This is a genomic window from Paenalcaligenes suwonensis (assembly GCF_011290505.1).
In the GTDB taxonomy this organism is placed as follows: Bacteria; Pseudomonadota; Gammaproteobacteria; order Burkholderiales; family Burkholderiaceae_B; genus Paenalcaligenes; species Paenalcaligenes suwonensis.
The window spans coordinates 133,304-153,101 of sequence record NZ_JAANPV010000001.1 but is presented as its reverse complement, the minus strand read 5'-3'; the positions used below and the strand labels follow the sequence as shown (position 1 = coordinate 153,101).

At 49.8% G+C, this 19,798-nt stretch carries 15 protein-coding genes; 7 read left to right on the top strand and 8 right to left on the bottom strand.

Features of this window, described 5'->3' with window-relative positions; genetic code table 11:
* Positions 1–274: 274 nt before the first annotated feature.
* A complete protein-coding gene (locus tag GY634_RS00655; protein WP_166406656.1) occupies positions 275–2,701 on the bottom strand; it encodes an AAA family ATPase in 2,427 nt (808 codons plus the stop codon).
* Positions 2,702–3,072: 371 nt separating this feature from the next.
* Here GY634_RS00655 and GY634_RS00650 point away from each other — a divergent pair, with 371 nt between their 5' ends.
* Positions 3,073–3,942, top strand: coding sequence for a hypothetical protein (locus GY634_RS00650; protein WP_166406655.1), 870 nt, complete (start codon positions 3,073–3,075; stop codon positions 3,940–3,942).
* Between the two features lie 317 nt (positions 3,943–4,259).
* On the opposite strand, the gene GY634_RS00645 is transcribed toward GY634_RS00650, so the two are convergent.
* From GY634_RS00645 to GY634_RS00615, 7 genes are all read right to left on the bottom strand, one after another.
* Entirely contained in the window at positions 4,260–4,958 is a 699-nt protein-coding gene (locus tag GY634_RS00645; protein WP_207625423.1) for an integrase domain-containing protein, read from the bottom strand.
* Positions 4,959–6,092: 1,134 nt separating this feature from the next.
* Entirely contained in the window at positions 6,093–6,626 is a 534-nt protein-coding gene (locus GY634_RS00640; RefSeq protein WP_166406653.1) for a hypothetical protein, read from the bottom strand.
* Positions 6,627–6,707: 81 nt separating this feature from the next.
* Positions 6,708–6,953, bottom strand: a complete 246-nt coding sequence (locus GY634_RS00635) for a hypothetical protein (RefSeq protein WP_166406652.1) — start codon at positions 6,951–6,953, stop codon at positions 6,708–6,710.
* The gene (locus GY634_RS00630) at positions 6,953–7,765 is read right to left on the bottom strand and encodes an AAA family ATPase (protein WP_166406651.1); all 813 of its coding nucleotides are present in this window, start codon (positions 7,763–7,765) and stop codon (positions 6,953–6,955) included. The genes GY634_RS00635 and GY634_RS00630 overlap by 1 nt, the downstream gene beginning before the upstream one ends.
* Positions 7,765–8,043 carry a helix-turn-helix transcriptional regulator gene (locus GY634_RS00625; protein WP_166406650.1) on the bottom strand — a complete coding sequence of 93 codons (279 nt, stop codon included), beginning with the start codon at positions 8,041–8,043 and terminating at the stop codon, positions 7,765–7,767. Before GY634_RS00625 ends, GY634_RS00630 begins: the two co-directional genes overlap by 1 nt.
* A gap of 740 nt (positions 8,044–8,783) precedes the next feature.
* Entirely contained in the window at positions 8,784–10,097 is a 1,314-nt protein-coding gene (locus GY634_RS00620) for a site-specific integrase (RefSeq protein ID WP_166406649.1), read from the bottom strand.
* Positions 10,098–10,349: 252 nt separating this feature from the next.
* The gene (locus GY634_RS00615) at positions 10,350–11,399 is read right to left on the bottom strand and encodes an AraC family transcriptional regulator (RefSeq protein ID WP_166406648.1); all 1,050 of its coding nucleotides are present in this window, start codon (positions 11,397–11,399) and stop codon (positions 10,350–10,352) included.
* A 252-nt stretch (positions 11,400–11,651) separates the two neighbouring features.
* Between GY634_RS00615 and GY634_RS00610 the strand changes: the two genes are divergently transcribed.
* Genes GY634_RS00610 through paaY form a run of 6 tightly spaced genes read left to right on the top strand, consistent with a single transcriptional unit; the run spans position 11,652 to position 19,618 of the window.
* Positions 11,652–12,824 carry an isovaleryl-CoA dehydrogenase gene (locus tag GY634_RS00610; RefSeq protein ID WP_166406647.1) on the top strand — a complete coding sequence of 391 codons (1,173 nt, stop codon included), beginning with the start codon at positions 11,652–11,654 and terminating at the stop codon, positions 12,822–12,824.
* Between the two features lie 12 nt (positions 12,825–12,836).
* Positions 12,837–14,444, top strand: coding sequence for a carboxyl transferase domain-containing protein (locus tag GY634_RS00605; RefSeq protein ID WP_166406646.1), 1,608 nt, complete (start codon positions 12,837–12,839; stop codon positions 14,442–14,444).
* A 23-nt stretch (positions 14,445–14,467) separates the two neighbouring features.
* Positions 14,468–15,265: an enoyl-CoA hydratase/isomerase family protein gene (locus GY634_RS00600; protein ID WP_166406645.1), complete on the top strand. Its 798-nt coding sequence runs from the start codon at positions 14,468–14,470 to the stop codon at positions 15,263–15,265.
* Between the two features lies 1 nt (position 15,266).
* Positions 15,267–17,249: an acetyl/propionyl/methylcrotonyl-CoA carboxylase subunit alpha gene (locus GY634_RS00595; protein ID WP_166406644.1), complete on the top strand. Its 1,983-nt coding sequence runs from the start codon at positions 15,267–15,269 to the stop codon at positions 17,247–17,249.
* Between the two features lie 44 nt (positions 17,250–17,293).
* On the top strand, positions 17,294–18,985 hold the full coding sequence (locus tag GY634_RS00590) for an AMP-binding protein (protein ID WP_166406643.1): 1,692 nt from the start codon (positions 17,294–17,296) through the stop codon (positions 18,983–18,985).
* Positions 18,986–19,006: 21 nt separating this feature from the next.
* On the top strand, positions 19,007–19,618 hold the full coding sequence (paaY, locus tag GY634_RS00585) for a phenylacetic acid degradation protein PaaY (RefSeq protein WP_166406642.1): 612 nt from the start codon (positions 19,007–19,009) through the stop codon (positions 19,616–19,618).
* Positions 19,619–19,798: the final 180 nt, after the last annotated feature.

Genomic DNA, 19,798 nt, shown 5'->3' with positions numbered 1-19,798 from the left:
ATAGAAGCAATAAAATAAGGCTGTTTTCTTCAGCCTCAATTAGGCGTCTACAAAACGACCGTTTGTTGAACACTGACGTTGCCCGTATATACAACTCGCATGTCTGTCTCCAAACGATCCTAAAATAGATGATCAAGCTGAACGTATTACGGGCTGCAATCGACCTAGAGCCGTCGCTCATCAAATAATCGTGCCACACGACGTCAGGATGCCGCAGCAGGAAAATGCTTATATTTATCTATCTTTTAGAGAAAAAGGGCTTTCTGCCCCATTGCTATTGTGTTCTCGCAGGCTCTCCAATGCTCTTTAACAGGGCATTGTATTGATGAGGATCTGACGCATAGATCTTATCCAAGACGAAGTTCGCCACCTTAGCGATCTCTGGAATCTCCACAGGCTTAAACCCTCGATCAGGGATTGACTCAAGGTGAGAAAACTCATTGTTTAGCCGGTTCACCAATGCGATTGCCGTTGCGTCTTCATCACCAAAAAATTTCTTGATTCGCTCAAACGCGTCGTTCTTGTCGTCGTGGTAAGGAAACTTGAAGAACAAGAAAGCTTCTAGGAACTTTCGAAGGTTGTTCCCGAAGCCGTAGAACGGCTCGTGTGTTTCTTGCGCGGTGTTCTGGTTCCTGCATTTATAAATTTGGTGAAAGAGGTAGTTGAACTCAGTAATATAGTCCTTCAGGTAAGGCGGCATGAGCGTGATATTGCTTGTGGGGCCATTCCGCTCCAATATGAAATGCTCATTATCATCCACGCTCTTAGTCTTGCCTTCCCCAGCAGGTATCTTCTTTTTAGGTATTGATAACCTTTTCAGATACTTCAGGAAATCAAGGTTGTGGGTGGAAATAAAGAGCTGGTTGTAGCGATGCCCGTTAGATCCATCCCCTTTTTTGAAAGGCTTAGCAATTAAACTCTCGATCAGGCTAAACATGAAGAAAATGTGGTTCCCGTCTAGACTCGAGATCGGATCGTCGATATAGATGATCAAATCCTTGTCCTTGCTGTCAGGCTCTTCTAATTTGGCTATGAAGTAGCAGAAGGCAATCAGGCTGCATTCACCTTCACTCAAATTGTAGGCTGATTTTCCATCTCGCGTAATCTCAAACTTGACGGCATTTTTCTCCGCATTGTCCTTAGCTTCAAGCTTGATGCCGTCATGACCAAAAAAGTGGTTGAGTAAGGAGTTGACCCTCTCTGCGCCTTGGCGTTCATCCTTCTGTTGACCTTGCAAGCGGCTGACATCGGCTTCCAGCTTGACGATCTCAGCTTGGGTATCCTTATAGGCCGTGTTAGCAGTATCGGCCTCCGTCTTAAGTCCAGCTATACGGATCAGCTCGGTATCGTAGGTGATGTCACCGATAAACGAGGCCACATCAGTGAGGCGTAAGGCCTCACGGGCTACTTCCTTGTCACTCTCTAGTGAGATGGTACGACCATTGCTCTTGATGATCAGATCATTGATGTCGTCGGCACACTTTTGAATTGCCGCCGAATCGTGCTTGGAGACCGGCATGGCAATCAGTTGGAAAAGAGAATTCTTTCTCTTATTCAATGCTACCTCGAGTGCTTCCAAATCCTGCCAGTAAACCTGCAAGTATTCATTGAGTAATTCTTTACTGGCTACAAAGGAGGCCTTTTCCTCTGCATAGAACATGTCGTCAGTTAAAGTTAAGAAGCTTGAAGTAGCTTGAGCTTCTCTGGTGATCGAGGTCAGGCATACATCGATGGATAACTCCAGATCGGAAGATTCCTGACTGAAATGTGAGCCCAAAATCTGCCAGATGTCATGAGGAAGATTCTGACGGCAGAAGGCGCACGTATCCCGCTTGTCTTTGTGTAACGGTATGCCTTGCTTTACCCATGCCTGAAGGGCGGTTTCATTCAACAGTTCCTGAATCGCCTGAGTTGGCTTGATTGACCTTGAAAGTAGTTCTTCAGCCTCCTTTCTTATCGATTCGATCTTGAGACTGATCGATACGGTGTCGGTAATGTCAGGAAGAGCATCTTGCCTTAAGAGGTTTACCTTAGCGGCTTGCTCTTCGGTCGTCAACGGTGTGAACTCAACCTTCTTTACAGCAATGATGTCCCTCTTGATGCTTTCGATGTTATAGCCCGCGTGACCATAGGTACGGTTCTGTTTGATCCTATTGTTGGCATGAGAGCGAAGCTTTCCTTCCAGAGCATTAAGAGCTGTCTTATGGTTGTTCGCAGCCCGATCTTTTTCTTTTTTCTTAGCATCCAAGTCATACCGAAGGCCTGACTGGGATTCCAGGCTGCCCAGTTTCATTTGGATGACCGCAATTTCATCATCGATCTCCTTGTTCTTCTCTCCAACAATAGCGAAGGTCTTTATTTCCCCGCCACTCTCCTGATTAATCAGGAAGCTGAGGTTTTCACTGACGAAATCACGGTTGTAGACCCGAACATCGTAACCATGTTCATCAATGCTTGCTTGAGTTACTTCTCCTTTATCTCCACGAACAGTGAAGGTCGAACCTACGTAGTTTGACGGTATGCGCCCCGTTTCCAACGCACGAAAGATTCGAGAGAGGGTAGTCTTCCCAGAGTAGTTACGTCCGTAGAGGATATTTAAGCGCTTGAAGTCCTGAACATTATTGCCACGGTCACGCATGCTCTCCTTCCAGCTCAGACCGCTAAAACTCCCAAAACAGGTGATGTCAATCTGGTTAAACATGGCCCCCCCTTTACGAATGAATTTTATTTTGATGCTGCGCTAACTATGGTTCCCTACTCACATGACACAGTATCGCGATTGAACCTCTCACGTATGCCCACTACTGACTGGGGGCATGCTTAAGCACATCACTCAACGAATTCGTTAGTCAACCTAAAATGTCACAATAACACATTGAAACAATTAGTGTTTATAGATTACTTTTACCATACGTCTTGGCATAATAGACGGCGAAGAGCAAGGGTACCAAGATAATCAAGATGGCCATGTTTTCAAACACTGAGGAGCTGAATGCCTTCTTCCGGATATTAGGTTTCGACTGGAGAATCATATGCATCAGCGTCAAATGAGTACGCCTTAAGGAGGAAATCATGCGTCACAGCCCACTACTCCATACCCCACTCGCTCGCCTTTTAATGGCTTTGATTGCAGTTGGCTCGTTTGGATGGACGTGCATAACTATCACTGAGGCCATTCTCAATATGGCCCCCACTGAAATACTTGAACTAGTAGCGCACAAAGGAATCCCAGCAGTTTTTGCGGCGAGCATAATAACTGGTGTCGTGGGGTTCCTTGGCCCAAGGGTAATTCGATTTGTACTGGCAAAGAGGTACTTGATTATTTTGGCTTTGACCGCGTTAATTCTTATTAATCCGTTCCTTGCGGCCACTACCGTACCTGCGATACTCCTAACCTTTTGCCTGTTACGTGCAGTCCATAGCAAGATAGGCACGAGGCTTATAAGTATTTTAAATTTCAGCGACATTAGTCTGCCTCGAAAGGTGCTTTATACCTTGGGAGGAACGCTTATTATTATGGCTATTCCCACGACACCTCGCCTTTCATTGGATATAGGCGCTCTTCTTCCTTGGCCATTGTTCAGCATTGTCGGCCTACTCACCGTGGTTTCAGTAAGTATCGTATTGGGCTATATAGCAGGAAATCTTTATTTCCCTAAAGTAATCCACAGAAATTGGGCCATGCTCGTATTCTTTTTTACGATACTGTCTATCAATCCTGTAGTGGGAATCTTTTCGGTTATGCACGGGCTGCTACTAGTACTGCTAGATAACACTAGTGAGCGTGGGGCCAACTATGTGAAGAACGAGTCAAAGGAGCTCGACGAACCTAGTATCATGAACCCTATACACCACATCAATCCAGCAACAGGCCTACCAATGGTGGACAATTTCCATGACATCCTGGGTAACCCTTATGGTTTCGCCCTCCACGATCCCTAAGGGGTTTCCACTTCCTTCATTACTATCGCTACGAACGAATTTTGGCTTGGGTGGTACACCCGACAAATCAGCTAAACCCCAAAGAATACAAAGTGCACGATGATGGTTGTACAAAGTCGGAACGGATAGATGGCGGCATTGCCGCCAGTACCGAATGACATGCCGAGATCCGACCTGCCCCTTCTCTCGTACACCGATTGACTCACAGAAATGTGCAAATGCAATCATCCGTGCCGCCTGCTGCCGTCTGTTAGCTTTGCCACCTTTTCGCACATAGCCACGAACCAAAATTTGTACCTGCCCAACGAACTGCCCCATTATCGTCCTCCGATATAAGCCGCAACAACATCTGTTCGTTCAGCGCCGTGCCCCAACTCTTGCGAGATGATTTTTCGTGCGCTTAAATCTACCCCACGGTCGCAGCTTAGGCTAGAGAAAACTGGGGCCATGTGTCCGGTCAATTCTTTATAGCGCTCGCACGCATAAGCAGCTCGCAGATCATGCAACCTACGAATGCCGAATGTTTGAAGCACTTCTCGTACAAGACGTAGCTCACCTTCACGCCACTGCTTCCAGTTCTGACTAGCAGGAAGTAATGCACGGCCGCCTCCCTGAAGGACAGATGCTTTGTGAAGAGTATCTAGCTGAATGGTGGAAACTATTGGCACTTTGCGTACCTTTCCACCTTTTGTTCCTGCTGAAATGATAATTTGTTGATCGCTCTGCGCCATCAGAAAGGCATCCTGCACATTCAACAAACTAGCCTCTTTACTTCTTAAGCCAAACTCTCTGGCCAGTTCTGCTGTTGCCGCACCACGGTGATGACCCGCCTCACGCAAAGCCCTAGTCGCTCTCGCTAACTGTGCCCTGTCTATGCCACCCGGAGGCTCGCTCCGCACATTGCTTCGCTCACAGATACCACACTCTATGGTAGGACTGACCTGCTGCCAACACCGTACTAACCGCATCACAGTGTTGACTGCACTTACCAGATTCTGCGCATATGATGCGCTCATCTCCCCGCCCCGAACTTGGTGTGCAAGCCCCTGCCCATACTGTAGGAGAAACTCAGGGGTGACTCGCTCCATTCTTCCAATGCTTTTCGCCTTTGCAAAGCGACAGAATATCGCCCAGCGGTCAGCCACCGTTGCTACAGACGAAAACGACAACTCTCCACGAGAGCACGCTCGAGCAAGTGCTTTACTACCTGCCTGCGCCATATTGCGTGTACCAAGACCGTAATTCCTACCCATAATGCCCTAAGCCTCCGCTGCTTTACGATTGTTTGTTTAAAACTAATTGTCGGCATACCATTGCTTAGCGAACAAATCCAAGTCTAGAGGCAACTTCGGAACAGTAAGCTTCGCAGCAATCAAACATCCAGGACCAGTACCATAGTGGTGAGTTTTAGATGCACACGGCGGCCCCGTGGCGGGGCTGGATGGCAGCATTTTTTTCAGGCATGGCTGCATTACCTGTAGTTGAATGGCTTTGACTAACCTTCGAGTGCTGGTCAGGCCCGGACGCACAGATATGTGAGTCACCCTCGATCCGCGGTTGATTTAAAGCCTCGGGCAGGTGTTTCATGATTTTTCACGCGACGACCTAAGCCCTGAAAGGCCCGACCCATCGGGCTTTCGGAAGAAAAGAAGAAGACGTCTCTGTGTCTGTAAAGAAAAACCGTACACATATTGGCATGCAACGGAATGAAGGAATTGACTTGTCTGCGGTGGACAGAATACACGTGACAGCTGCGCTGCTGCGACCTTCCAGAGGCACGAGCTTGTCGGACACACGAAGAACAGAATCAAATAGCGAAAGATAGAGACGCAGAAGGCGAACACCAAACAAGTGTTGTAGGCATTACGTCAGAAAGAACCCCGTATACGAGCAGGGGCTTAAAGGAAAAGGACAAAAAGTGCAGACGCACCAATCCATAGATACTGCAGAAAAATGCCAATCGGCAATAAAAATGCTGCTTTGTTTGGGACGCCAGCTACGTCCATATCATCACACGATGGTGACTGATTGTGGATAGTATATCACTCGTTGGTCAGAAACTGACAAAGGCAACACACCGAGACGAGAAGCAACAGTGGCGAGCCTGAACCAACTCCAGCTCGCTCGTTTTACCCCCTAATCACTTTGGTTCACAGGTCTTGTGACACAGTCGGCAATTTTTTATAGGCCACCTTTCGATAATCTCGTTGCACACTAACCGTATAATTAGAAAGGGCCCTCCGTAACGTTGTTAACTCATAATGCCGCTTTCGCAAAATCGCAAACACAGCTTCAACGTTAAGAGCCTGTTCTCGAAATGGCTCCTCCAGCAAGGAAAAGTAAGCGTTCGAATATTGAAAAACCAATGGTTGCAACGGCGGGAAGCAACTCTGACCGGATGAGTTCTTTTTTTGCCTTCCTCCTGTGTCCACCCATCGCCATGTCAGCGATAGTTCGTTTTTTCGTGTAGTAACCACGGCCAGAAGCACCGTTGGCCCCTGAGCCTCCTCTAGAATTACGGGTAGCTCCTCCCAAAATGGACCGCAAGCTGCGTAAGCCTCTTCCTTAATCAAACATTGCTCAAAGTCCAAAAAATTGTCGATTTCCTTAATGTTTTCCAGAGCAAGATCGGCACGTTCAGCCCTTGGAAGCTCGTACAACATAACGGGGTCAACGTCATTCATAAAATTCATTTTTCCCTTCCTACTAATTACAAGCAAACTTAAGATCATCACGATTCAAATAAAAACCCTTGAAGCTCTTGATCATGTTGAGGATGTTGGCTGCTTAGACAGTCGCCAAAACCATCCACCCCCACCCTGCTTCTCGACTTTGATATTTAGAGCAAATTTGGCACGATTAATGGTTGCCTTCGCATGCCCATCTACCTCTGCTCTTGAGAACACCTCCCGCGCTGCTACACATTCACTCTGCTCGAAGATGCTCATCAAAAATTCTTTTGCTTCCTCAAGACGGGTGGGGTTCAAATCGCTCCGGTCAACTTCCGCCATCAAATTCTCCACATCCCCCTCAATGGCAGACCCCACTCGATGAAAGACGTTTCGATATCCCCCGCCACAACTGCTGGGCGTACCTGATAGGTAAAACCACCTCCGTCTGGTCCCAAATTGTTTTTTGCACGCAATAGTACGCGCTCATCTGAGTCAGCACGTTTAGCGGTCACGAGTACCGCACGTGCTAGAGCACCAAACGCTTGACTACCTAATACTCGCTCCAATGGGTGTGCACCTTGCGATCGTTTCGAAAAATGAGTTATCCCTAGAACTGCCGGACCTGTCCTTCCTAACACACATAAATCGGCTAAATCGCGACGCACGTCATTTGCCTTATGCGCATCGCCAGCCACAGCACTAATAAGTGGATCAATAATGACGAGACCTGCACCGCCAATTTCACTGATTTTCATAGTTAACTGGAAAATGTCTGTTGCAGGGTCAAACTCACGCCTTTTTCCGCCCTCTTGAATACCCGTAACAAAATGCACTCGGGACAGTTTCGCATCAGCTGCAATCAGTCGAGGAATCAGTGTGCTGTGAATACTGTCCTCTCCCGACCAAATAACTACGTTTTGCTCCCCCCCATTGACACATAAGTCATCGGGCCACTGCTCTCCTCTTGAAACAATTGACGCGAGAGTCATTGCAATCGTAGTCTTACCAGTTGCTGGAGGCCCTGCCAGTAGCGACAAATCCTCACGGGGAATCCAGTTGTGCCACAACCACTGAACCGGACGGGGTTTTTCGTCAGCGGCGCGCGTTAGGTAGACACCATCAGGCGTATCCGATACAACCCAGTTACGCATCACAATGTCCTCCCTGAAAATGGATGGCTTCGGGAAGAACGACTCTGAGAGGTGTTCTCCTCAATTTGCCGCCGCCATTCTTCAGCAGCCTCTCGCGAAATTAATGTGCGGCGGCCCAGTTTCATGATTTTCGGCCCTGCCCCCTCAGCCAGCATCTTGTAGAACAAATTACGTCCAATGCCGTACGTTTCACAAAACTGTTGGACTGAGTAGACTTTTGGGGCCAGGCCAACCGCACCTTCTATATCAAGGTCTGGAAAGAAATGTTTCTTATGCACTTAAATCTCCTTAAGTTGAGGTCATAGAGGTTTGTATATGTCTATGATCAACCCCCGGAGACTAGGTAGCGGCCGGTACTTGCGCCCATTTTTGGCTCTTAATTAATATAAATTCTTATTTTCGAGCAATTTAGACGATATTTTGGATCATTTGACCAAGATTCAATAGATACGCTGGGTAAACATTTCGCATGCGAAATAATCTAGCCACGCTCCCACACTGTCATTGCTGGGAAGTAACCTAGAGTTTTTCATGGCTGTGTGCCACCAGGAGGCACTTTGACAGCCAGCCCTGAGTTCAGACAAGCGTCGAAGAACATGTGAGGTAGTATTACCGCTGCTACGTTTCTCTTCGTTGAAAAAACGTCAAATAAACAGATGTATTACGAATTTCGTCGTACTCGGTACTTCTGCTCAATGATTAGCTTTGGGCTTTTCTGCGAGCTTTCCCGGTCCGCTCGGCGCCTATTCGCATACATGCCAAGACAGCACAGGAGCACGATAAAAAGCGTCAGACCAGTAACAGCGAGGAAAGAAAGTAGATCCATTGTCATCTCAGTAGAAATCGGGATGAGAAGGCATTAGAGATTGTTCCGTCCCCTTCTCCCATCTAATGCTACTTCTATATATGCTCTCAATGATATATCTGGCTCCCAAACGTAGACAGGAAAATTTCGCATGCGAAATTTATACCACTTCGCCTTTTGGGAGGCTTGTCTATGCCTACCGGAAGCCACCCCTTAATTCACGCTCGCCATTTCCGCAGACTGTTCCTGAGTTTTACTATGAGCCACGGATGGCTTTTTATCCAACTTAGCTACGGCCGCAGATTTGTGTTCTGGTGCAAGGTGCGCATACCGCAAAGTCGTCGCGATGCTGCCATGCCCAAGCAACTCACGCACTGTATTCAAATCCACGCCTGACATTACAAGCTGGCTGGCGAAATCATGTCGCAAATCATGCCACCGAAAGTTTTCAACTTTGGCTCTTTTAACAACACCAGCCCATGATTTTTTTAGGTCTTTTAGAGGTTCGTCGTTTTCTATCGAGAATACATACTTGGGGTGAGCTTGTTTTTTCCAGTGCGTCAGCACCTCAGTAGCCGTTGCATTCAACGGGATTTTCCGATGTTTTTCACCCTTGGCTGTTGCGCTCCGAACATAGATGAAGCAGCGCTCTAGGTCGATATCGGACCACATCAACGCCAACATCTCCCCTCTTCGCATTCCTGTATTCTTTGCCAACAAAACAGCTGGTCTCAAGTAATCCGCAAACGTCAACGTGTCAAGATCCATCAGTAGAGGATACCCCCTTTCTCGTCGCCAAGCATTCGCAGTACGTCGCTCTTGTCGGATTTCCAGTTCCCTTTCTCCAAGCGCTTTCAGCAATGCCTCGCTCTCCTCTTCCGACAAGTATCGCGTAATGGGATCGCTACTACCGGTAACCTTCACACCTTGTAGCGGGTTGGCATGAATTTCCCCCCATTCTAGGGCTTTCGAATACACACCTTTCAGCGTATTCAACTCACGTGCAGCCGTTGCTTTCTGTACGTTCTTCAGTCGACCTGAACGCCATATCTCCACCATCTTCTGAGTGAGATCTGCCATCGGCAAGTCGAGCCAATCTACAAACTTCCGTTCTATCAGTTGCAAAGCCTTCTTACCCGAACGCTGTTCCGTTTCCTTCCAGTGGCGAAAAGGCCCATCTATAAACTCGCGCAACGTGATGGACTCCTGCAACTTCTGGCTTTGTTCCGTCCGACGGCGTCGTTTTTCTAAGCGCACCACGTCACTTTCGTTATATCGCTCAGTTACCAATAAGGTCTCCAGCGCTAAACGCCTCGCATCCGTAATCGTCATCGACGGGAAGTAGCCTAGAGTCTTGCGAGACTGCTTGCCATCTAACTTACGGAAACGAAGGGTGAAAGACACTTTCCCGCCAGGCGAAACTTTGACGGCTAACCCCACGCAGTCTGGATCTGCATATTCTTGGTATGAACCGGTCGCTTGTAGACTACGCAAAAACGTCCGATCTATTCTCCGCTGTAACATCATAAATGCCCTCAACCCTATTAGGGCACAGTATAGGGCACAATCGGCAACGGACAAACCGAAACACTAAAATACACCAAAGATCTTAATTCATTGATTTATATTTATATTTATATATTGACGCACACCAAAAAACAGCAACAAACAGAATAAATAATACTTGTAATGCGAAGGTCGAGGGTTCAACTCCTTTAGCCGGCACCAAGAATAAAGAAAACGCCAATCCTTAGGGATTGGCGTTTTTTTGTGCGCGTTCTAATCTTTCAAACCTGCATCTTCCCTCGCCTGCACTCTATAGTTCTGCGGCGTAGTCCCTACCCAGTTTTTAAAGGCACGAGAAAAGCTTTTCTCGTTTTTAAAGCCGGTCTCAAACGCGATTTGTTTGATGGGCTTACTGGTTCTAGCCAAGCATTCCATAGCCTTTTTCTGGCGTACGTCATTTTTTAGTTGTTGAATAGAAAAGCCTTCTTCTTGCAGATGGCGATAGAGCGTGCGCACCGACATGTGCAGCTTCTCGGCCAGCTCTTCGGCGGTCAAACCTAAATCGTTGTGCAGTTGTTTGCGTATGCCTTGTACCAACAGCTTGTCGCGCCGGTAGGGCAACACTGTTAACAAGATGGCTTGGCGCAGCATGCTTTGCAGCATGGCTTCGTCACGCAAGAGAGGCAACTGCAAATAGCGCGCATCAAAGTGTATGGCGGACTGCCCAGCGTTAAAGCTGGTTTGCCCTGAAAACAACCGAGGGTAAATTTCAGCGTGATCGGGCTTATCAAAGGCGAACATCACATCTTGCAGCTGTATACGCGAATCAATCAGCCAACAGGCGTAGCCCAGCATGTATCTAAATAAGGTGACGTGACAGAATTCACGCATCTCACCCAAATCACGGTTCTCATGCAGGTAAATGGAAGCAACGTTGCTGGACACTTCTAAGCGCAAGCTGACGTCTTCAGTCAGCAGCTTGTGGTGTCTGCACCAGCGCGTTATTGCCAAGCCTAAATCTGGCGAACTTAACGATGCCCTACACAACATGCCGTAGCTACCCCAAGGCAATTTGCGCGAAAACCAACCTAAAGCTTCGTCATCCAGCTCTTGCATGGCAAGCGCCGACATTTGCTCCATTTGCGTGGCCGTCACCCTTGCTTGTGGGTCCTGCAATAACTTAGTCGAGATCTGCGCTTTACGTAAGGCCTTGGCAGGATCCATGCCATATTTTTGATAGGCCAACACCATCGCTTGGATAAACGCGATAGGCGTAGTGGCTTTCTTCCCGAACAATAACGGCAAACTGTGTATAACTGTCATAGGTGCCTCCCTAACACCACGATGCGTGCCACACGTACAGTGGCAGTATTTGCAACCTTTTTGGCATGTCCAGACCCAACGCCCACTTTATCATCAATTCATCACCATACCCATTTAAGATCAACTATACGTATTGCACTCGCACCTTAATACTGCGAGGCAACAGAGACAACCCAGCGCAAGCCTACCCACTTGCTCTGGAACCAATCACCAACAGGAGCATGACACCTGCAAAGGTGTGCATGAAAAGCCATGAGTATTTCAGGCCTTAATTTCTTTCTTGGCGACACTATTGAAATGCTGCAAAACACCGTGCGGTCTTTTGCGGCTAAAGAAATCGCCCCCCGTGCTGCCGACATTGATAGAGACAACGAATTTCCTGCCGACCTCTGGCAGAAAATGGGAGATCTAGGCCTATTGGGCATCACCAGTTCAGAGGAATATGGCGGTACGGATGCCGGTTACTTGGCGCATATTATTGTGATGGAAGAACTGTCACGCGCCTCGGCCTCGGTAGCCCTGTCCTACGGCGCACACTCCAACCTGTGCGTGAACCAAATTACCCGTCACGGCACAGCCGAACAAAAAGCCAAATACTTACCACGCCTCATTTCCGGCGAGCATGTAGGTGCGTTGGCGATGTCTGAGCCTAATGCGGGTTCGGATGTGGTGTCTATGAAGCTGCGCGCCGAGAAAAAGGGCGATCGATACGTACTAAATGGCAGCAAAATGTGGATTACCAATGGCGGCGATGCCGATACGCTGGTGGTCTACGCCAAAACCAACCCCGAAGCAGGCCCTAAAGGCATTACAGCCTTCATCGTGGAAAAAGGCACCAAAGGTTTCACCCATGGTACGCACCTAGACAAACTAGGGATGCGCGGTTCTAACACCTACCCACTGTTCTTTGATGATTGCGAAATCCCCGAAGAAAACGTGCTGGGCGGTGAGGGCAATGGCGTACGCGTATTGATGAGTGGTCTCGATTACGAACGTGCTGTGCTGTGTGGTGGCCCGCTGGGCATTATGGCAGCCTGCATGGATGTAGTGATCCCCTACATTCACGAACGTAAGCAATTCGACCAGCCTATTGGCCAGTTCCAACTGATGCAAGGCAAGATCGCCGACATGTACAGCACCTGGCAAGCCAACCGTGCCTATGTGTATGCCTTAGGTCGTGCCTGTGACTTAAGCGACCACAGCCGTACGCTGCGTAAAGACGCGGCTGGCGCGATTTTGTACAGCGCCGAAAAAGCCACTTGGATGGCAGGCGAAGCGATTCAAGTGCTAGGCGGTAATGGCTACATCAACGAATTCCCTACAGGTCGCCTGTGGCGCGACGCCAAGCTATACGAAATTGGTGCTGGCACCAGTGAAATCCGACGCATGCTTATTGGCCGCGAATTGTTTGAAGAAACCCGTTAAGAAGGGGGTTGCATGACCAAACTTACCTCCAAGCTGAACACGCGCTCTGACGAGTTCAAAAGCAATGCCGAAAACATGCGTACCTTGGTGGACGACCTACGTGCCAAAGCCAAATTGGTGGCCGATGGTTCGTCGCCCCAAGCGCGTGAAAAACACTTAGCACGCAACAAATTGCTGCCGCGTGATCGTATTGATCATCTGCTAGATAAAGGTTCTGCCTTTTTAGAAATAGGGCAATTAGCTGCCTATGGGTTGTATGGCGACGAAGTACCGTCCGCAGGCCTGATTGCCGGTATTGGTCGCATCCATGGCACTGAGTGCATGGTGATTGCCAATGACGCTACCGTTAAAGGTGGTACCTACTTCCCTATGACGGTGAAGAAGCATTTGCGTGCTCAAGAAATTGCCGAGAAAAACCACCTGCCTTGCATTTACTTAGTGGATTCTGGCGGTGCGTTCTTGCCCATGCAAGATGAAGTCTTCCCTGACCGCGATCACTTTGGCCGTATTTTCTACAACCAAGCGCAAATGTCGGCCAAAGGCATTCCACAAATTGCCGTAGTGATGGGTTCGTGTACAGCGGGCGGTGCGTATGTGCCTGCCATGTCGGACGAAACCATTATTGTGAAGAACCAAGGCACCATCTTTTTGGCTGGCCCACCGTTGGTTAAAGCGGCAACAGGTGAAGTGGTGAGCGCCGAAGACTTGGGCGGTGCCGATGTGCACACACGCATTTCAGGCGTGGCCGACCACTACGCCGAAGACGATGCCCACGCACTGTACCTAGCACGTCGCATCGTACTGAACCTGAACCGCAAAAAACCGCAATCGCTGGTGCTACAGCCTAGTGAAGAGCCGCTGTACGACCCTGAGGAAATCTACGGCATTTTGCCTACTGATAACCGCAAGCCCTATGACGTGCGTGAAGTGATTGCCCGTATTGTGGATGGCTCGCGCTTTGATGAATTCAAAGCCCGTTATGGCAACACGCTAGTCACGGGTTTTGCACATCTATACGGTCAGCCGGTAGGCATTATTGCCAACAACGGCATCTTGTTTAGCGAGTCTGCGCAAAAAGGCGCTCACTTTATTGAACTGTGCGGTCAACGCAATATCCCTCTGGTGTTCTTACAGAATATCAGTGGCTTTATGGTGGGTCGCAAATACGAAAGTGGTGGTATCGCTAAAGACGGTGCCAAGATGGTTACGGCAGTGAGTACCGTCGCTGTGCCCAAAATCACCATGCTAATCGGTGGTTCTTTTGGTGCCGGTAACTACGGTATGTGTGGCCGTGCTTACGACCCACGCTTTCTGTGGATGTGGCCTAACAGCCGTATCTCCGTAATGGGTGGCGAACAAGCGGCAAGCGTGCTGTCTACCATTCGTCGCGATCAGTTAGAAGCCAAAGGCGAGAACTGGAGCGCTGAGGACGAAGCGCAATTTAAAGCCCCGCTGTTGCAGCAATACGAGCACCAAGGCCATCCGTACTACTCCAGCGCCCGCTTGTGGGATGACGGCATTGTGGATCCCGCACAAAGCCGTCGCATTTTAGGCCTGTCGTTATCGGCATCCTTAAACGCCCCCATAGAGCCTACCAAGTTTGGCTTGTTCAGAATGTAAACGCGCCACTATCAAGAGGTGTAATGATGTTTAGCTTTCTTGAGATTACCCAACACGCTGGTGTCGCGACTGTCTGGATGAATAGGCCGGAGCTGCACAATGCGTTTAATGCCCAATTAATACACGAGCTGTACACGGCCTTCCAGCAACTGGATAACGATACGGCGGTTCGCGCTGTAGTCTTAGCGGCCAGAGGTAAAAGCTTTTCTGCCGGTGCCGATTTGAACTGGATGAAAAGTGCCGCGACAGCCAGCACCCAAGACAACCACAACGACGCGTTGGCCTTGTCGAATATGCTGCATACGCTCGCCACGCTACGTAAACCCACCATTGCCCGCGTACAAGGTGCGGCCATTGGCGGCGGTATGGGCTTGGTGAGTGCATGCGACATCTGCGTCGCCGCTGATACCGCGAAGTTTGCGACCTCGGAAGTCAAACTGGGGTTGATCCCCAGCGTAATTAGCCCTTATGTGATTCGTGCCATTGGTCCACGCCAAGCGCACCGTTACTTCCTAACGGCAGAAATGATTCCCGCCGCTACGGCCTTAGCCATTGGGCTGGCCCACGAAGTGGTGCCTGCTGAGCAGTTGGATGACAAAGTCGCTACGCTACTAGAGGCCCTGCAAGCCGGTGGCCCCGAAGCACAAGCGGCATCAAAAGTGCTGATCCAAGAGGTAAGCCACAAACCCATAGACCAGAGCTTACTTGAGCTCTGCGCCCGCAACATCGCTGAACTGCGTACTGGCAGCGAAGCACAGGAAGGCATGGCTGCCTTTCTTGCCCGACGTGCGCCTCAATGGCTGCACAGCAAGGAGCCCTAATATGTTCAATCGAATTCTGATTGCCAACCGTGGCGAGATTGCTTGCCGCATTATCAAGACAGCACGACGCTTGGGCATAGAAACCGTTGCAGTGTACTCAGAGGCCGACCGCAATAGCCGCCATGTACGCTTAGCAGACCAAGCGGTGCTTATTGGCCCAGCAGCATCCGCACAAAGCTATTTGAGCACTGAAAAAATCATCGCTGCGGCCAAAGCCTGTAACGCTGAGGCTATCCACCCAGGCTATGGTTTTTTATCGGAAAACACCGCCTTTAGACAAGCCTGCGACGACGCTGGCATTGTGTTTATTGGCCCACCTGCATCGGCAATTAAGGCCATGGGGTCGAAGTCAGCGGCGAAAAAACTGATGGAAACGGCTAATGTGCCGCTCACCCCCGGTTATCACGGCGATAACCAAGACACCGACTTTCTTAAACAGCAGGCCGATCACATTGGCTACCCTGTACTGATCAAAGCCGCAGCAGGCGGTGGTGGTAAAGGGATGCGCTTAGTAGAGAGCGCTGAAGACTTCGCCGCATCGCTGGTGTCATGTAAGCAAGAGGCTAGCGCCAGCTTTGGTGACGATTTGGTGCTGATTGAAAAGTACATCACCCAACCGCGTCACGTGGAAATACAAATTTTTGCTGATGAACACGGTAATTGCGTGCACCTGTTTGAACGTGATTGCTCGGTGCAACGTCGCCACCAGAAAATTCTGGAAGAAGCGCCTGCGCCTGGTTTATCGGCTGAACTGCGCCACACCATGGGTGAGGCTGCTGTTAAAGCTGCTGTCGCTACCGGTTACGTCGGCGCAGGAACGGTAGAGTTCATCATGGGACCTACCGGTAATTTCTACTTCATGGAAATGAACACTCGCCTGCAAGTAGAACACCCTGTGACCGAAATGATTACCGGCCAAGACTTGGTGGAATGGCAATTACGTGTTGCCGCAGGGCAGCCACTACCGCTGCGCCAAGACCAGTTAACCGTCACTGGTCATGCGATTGAAGCGCGTATTTATGCGGAATCTCCCGATAAGGATTTCATGCCCGCAACCGGCACCTTATTGCACTATCACCCCCCTGCAAACAGCCGTTATGTGCGGGTAGACAGTGGCGTAGAACAAGGTGACGCGATCACACCGTTTTATGACCCCATGATCGCCAAACTGATTGTGTGGGACGAAGACCGTGACAACGCTCTGGCGCGTATGCAGCAAGCCTTGCAGCACTATCAAATTGCTGGCGTACAAACCAACATACAGTTTTTGTCGCGCTTGGTTGGCTGCCCAGCCTTTATGCAGGCCGACCTAGACACCGCGTTAATCACCCGCCAACACGATTACCTATTTGTGCCTGCCGCTGCTGTGCCTGACGCCACCTTTGCAGCGTTAGCCGTAAGTGAATTAGTGCGTGAAGCCAATGCGCCCCACCAAGAGAATTCGCCTTGGGACATTCACGATAACTGGCGCAGCAACCTAGCGGCCACCCGTGTGTTCGATTTCCAGCACGATGATGCCAAGGTCACGGTGCGTGCACAGGCTCATTCACAAGGCTGGACACTACACATCAACGGACAACGCTTTGATGCCAATGGCACTGCGCTTGATGCCCAGCGTTTCCGCATTTGCATCAATGGCCATTGCCAAGACATGACCGTGGTGCGCAACGAGCACCAACGCCATGTGTTTTACGGTGATCAACAGTGGCTGATACACAATACGCACGACTTGCCACCGCAGGTAGGGCAAGAGCAGGACGACAAAGGTTTGCAAGCCCCTATGCCTGGCATTGTGGTGGCACTGTTAGCCGAAGCAGGCAGCCATGTCACCCGCAACACACCGCTACTCACCTTAAGCGCCATGAAGATGGAATACACCATCAGCGCGCCCAGTGACGGCATTGTTCGCAAACTACTGTGCGCAGTAGGAGAGCAAGTAGACGACGGAGCAGATCTAATCGAGTTCGACGCTTCAGCAGCATAACAAAACATAAGCTGATAAGCCTAAACAACCCAGGAGACAAAACCATGAGCCATGTAATAGGCAGGACTGACACCCCTCTAATTACTTCCACCATAGGGCAGTTTTTTGACCAAAGCTGCGCCCAGTTTGCCGAGAATGACGCCATTGTCATTCATCAAGACAACATCAGGCTGACCTATAAAGAACTGCAAGAACAGGTCAACACCTTGGCATGTTCGCTGCTGCGCTTGGGCTTGGTGCCTGGCGACCGCGTCGGCATTTGGTCGCCCAACAACCTAGAGTGGCTGTTAATGCAATTCGCCACGGCCAAAGCAGGGCTGATTCTGGTGAACATCAACCAAGCTTATCAACAAGCCGAGTTGGAATACGCCATTAACAAGGTGGGTTGTAGGGCTCTGGTATTGGCTCCGGGTTTTAAATCCAGCAACTATCTGCACATTCTGTCCGAGCTAAAACCTGCGTTGCAACACAACGCCAGTGGACACGACAAATTACCCAGCTTGGAATTCATCGTGCGCCTCGGGTCTGAGACCTCTACTGGCATGATGAATTTTGGCAGCTTGATGGTGCCGCCTAGTGCATCCGAGCTTGAGCACTTAGACGAGCTGGGCGCCACCTTTAGTCCACGTGACCCCGTGAACATTCAGTTCACCTCTGGCACCACCGGTGCCGCTAAAGGGGCTACGCTGTGCCACAGCAATATTCTGAACAATGGCTTTTTCGTGGGTGAAACCATCAAGCTCACTCACCAAGACCGTGTCTGTATCCCTGTGCCGCTGTACCACTGCTTTGGCATGGTGATGGGGAACATTGGGTGCATGACTCATGGCTCTACCATGGTGTATCCGTCTGAAGCCTTTGATGCTAAAAGCGTCTTAGAAGCCGTCACGGCAGAACGTTGCACCGCCTTATACGGCGTGCCTACGATGTTCATCGCCTTGCTAGACCACCCCGAGTTCGGCAACTTTGATCTTAGCTCTCTGCGTACGGGCATCATGGCTGGTAGCCCATGTCCGGCAGAAATCATGAAGCGCGTCATCGAAAAGATGCACATGAGCGAAGTCACCATTTGCTATGGTATGACTGAAACCTCTCCTGTTTCTTTCCAAAGTCATACCGATGCACCGTTGGATCGCCGTGTTTCTACCGTGGGGACTATTCACCCGCACTGCGAAGTCAAAATTGTGGACTCCGATGGCCATACTGTGCCTCGTGGTCATACAGGCGAACTGTGCACGCGCGGCTACTCGGTCATGCTGGGTTATTGGGGCGATGAAGAAAAAACCCTAGAAGTCGTCGATGACGAAGGCTGGATGCACACTGGTGACTTAGCCACCATTGATGACGAAGGTTACTGCAACATCGTAGGCCGCATCAAAGACATGATTATTCGCGGCGGCGAAAACCTGTACCCACGCGAAATTGAAGAGTTTCTGTACCGTCATCCTGACATCAAAGACGTACAGGTAGTGGGCGTGTCAGACCAGAAGTTCGGCGAAGAGCTGTGCGCGTGGGTCATCTTGCAAGACAACGTGTCCACCACTGAAGACGACATACGCAACTTCTGCCGTGGGCAAATCTCGCACCATAAGATTCCTCGCTACATACGTTTTGTAGACGAATTCCCCTTAACCGTTACCGGTAAGGTGCAGAAATTCCGCATCCGCGACCATATGGAGCAAGAACTAAGCCAACAAACAGCCCCAGAACAACCACGACGTACTGGCACGGCCTAACCCTTTTCTTGTGAGTCCACTATGCCCTTTTATGAAATCAACGGAATACGGCCGGTGGTACACCCCACCGCCTATATACACCCCGATGCAGTACTCATAGGCGATGTCATCGTGGGGCCAAATTGCTATGTGGCCCCCTTGGCCAGCTTACGCGGCGACTTCGGTAGGTTGATTTTAGAAGAGGGCAGCAACATACAAGATTGCTGTGTGATGCACGGTTTTCCTGGAAGTGACACCGTGGTGGAAGTAAACGGGCACGTGGGACATGGCGCCATTTTGCACGGTTGCCGTATTAAGAAAAATGCACTGGTAGGTATGAATGCAGTGGTGATGGATAACGCCGTGGTAGGCGAATCTAGCATCATCGCCGCCAGTGCATTTATTAAAACAGGCATGATCATTCCTGACCGTGTGTTGGTGGCCGGCATCCCCGCCAAAGTGGTGCGTGATCTAAACGACGACGAAATGGCATGGAAACGTAAAGCGACCAACCGCTATCAACAACTGGTGACAGAAAGCCAGCAAAGTCTGCGACCTTGCACGCCGTTAACCGAAGTAGAGCCCGATCGAACACGCCATTCAGCCTCTGACGTGGTGCCTTTAGCGGCCCACCGGGAAAAAACCAAAGCCTAAAAAACTCTACAGCAGCACACAACGCGGCAGACCACTATTGCTAGTCTGACGCACAACCCAGAGTAACCGCCACACTGCACTGACAGCGACACAGAGCGCTGCGGTGGCAGTTTAGCGACCATGTAGCACTGTTACACACTCAATCCGCGATATCTATCACAACAAACAATAGTCGTAGAA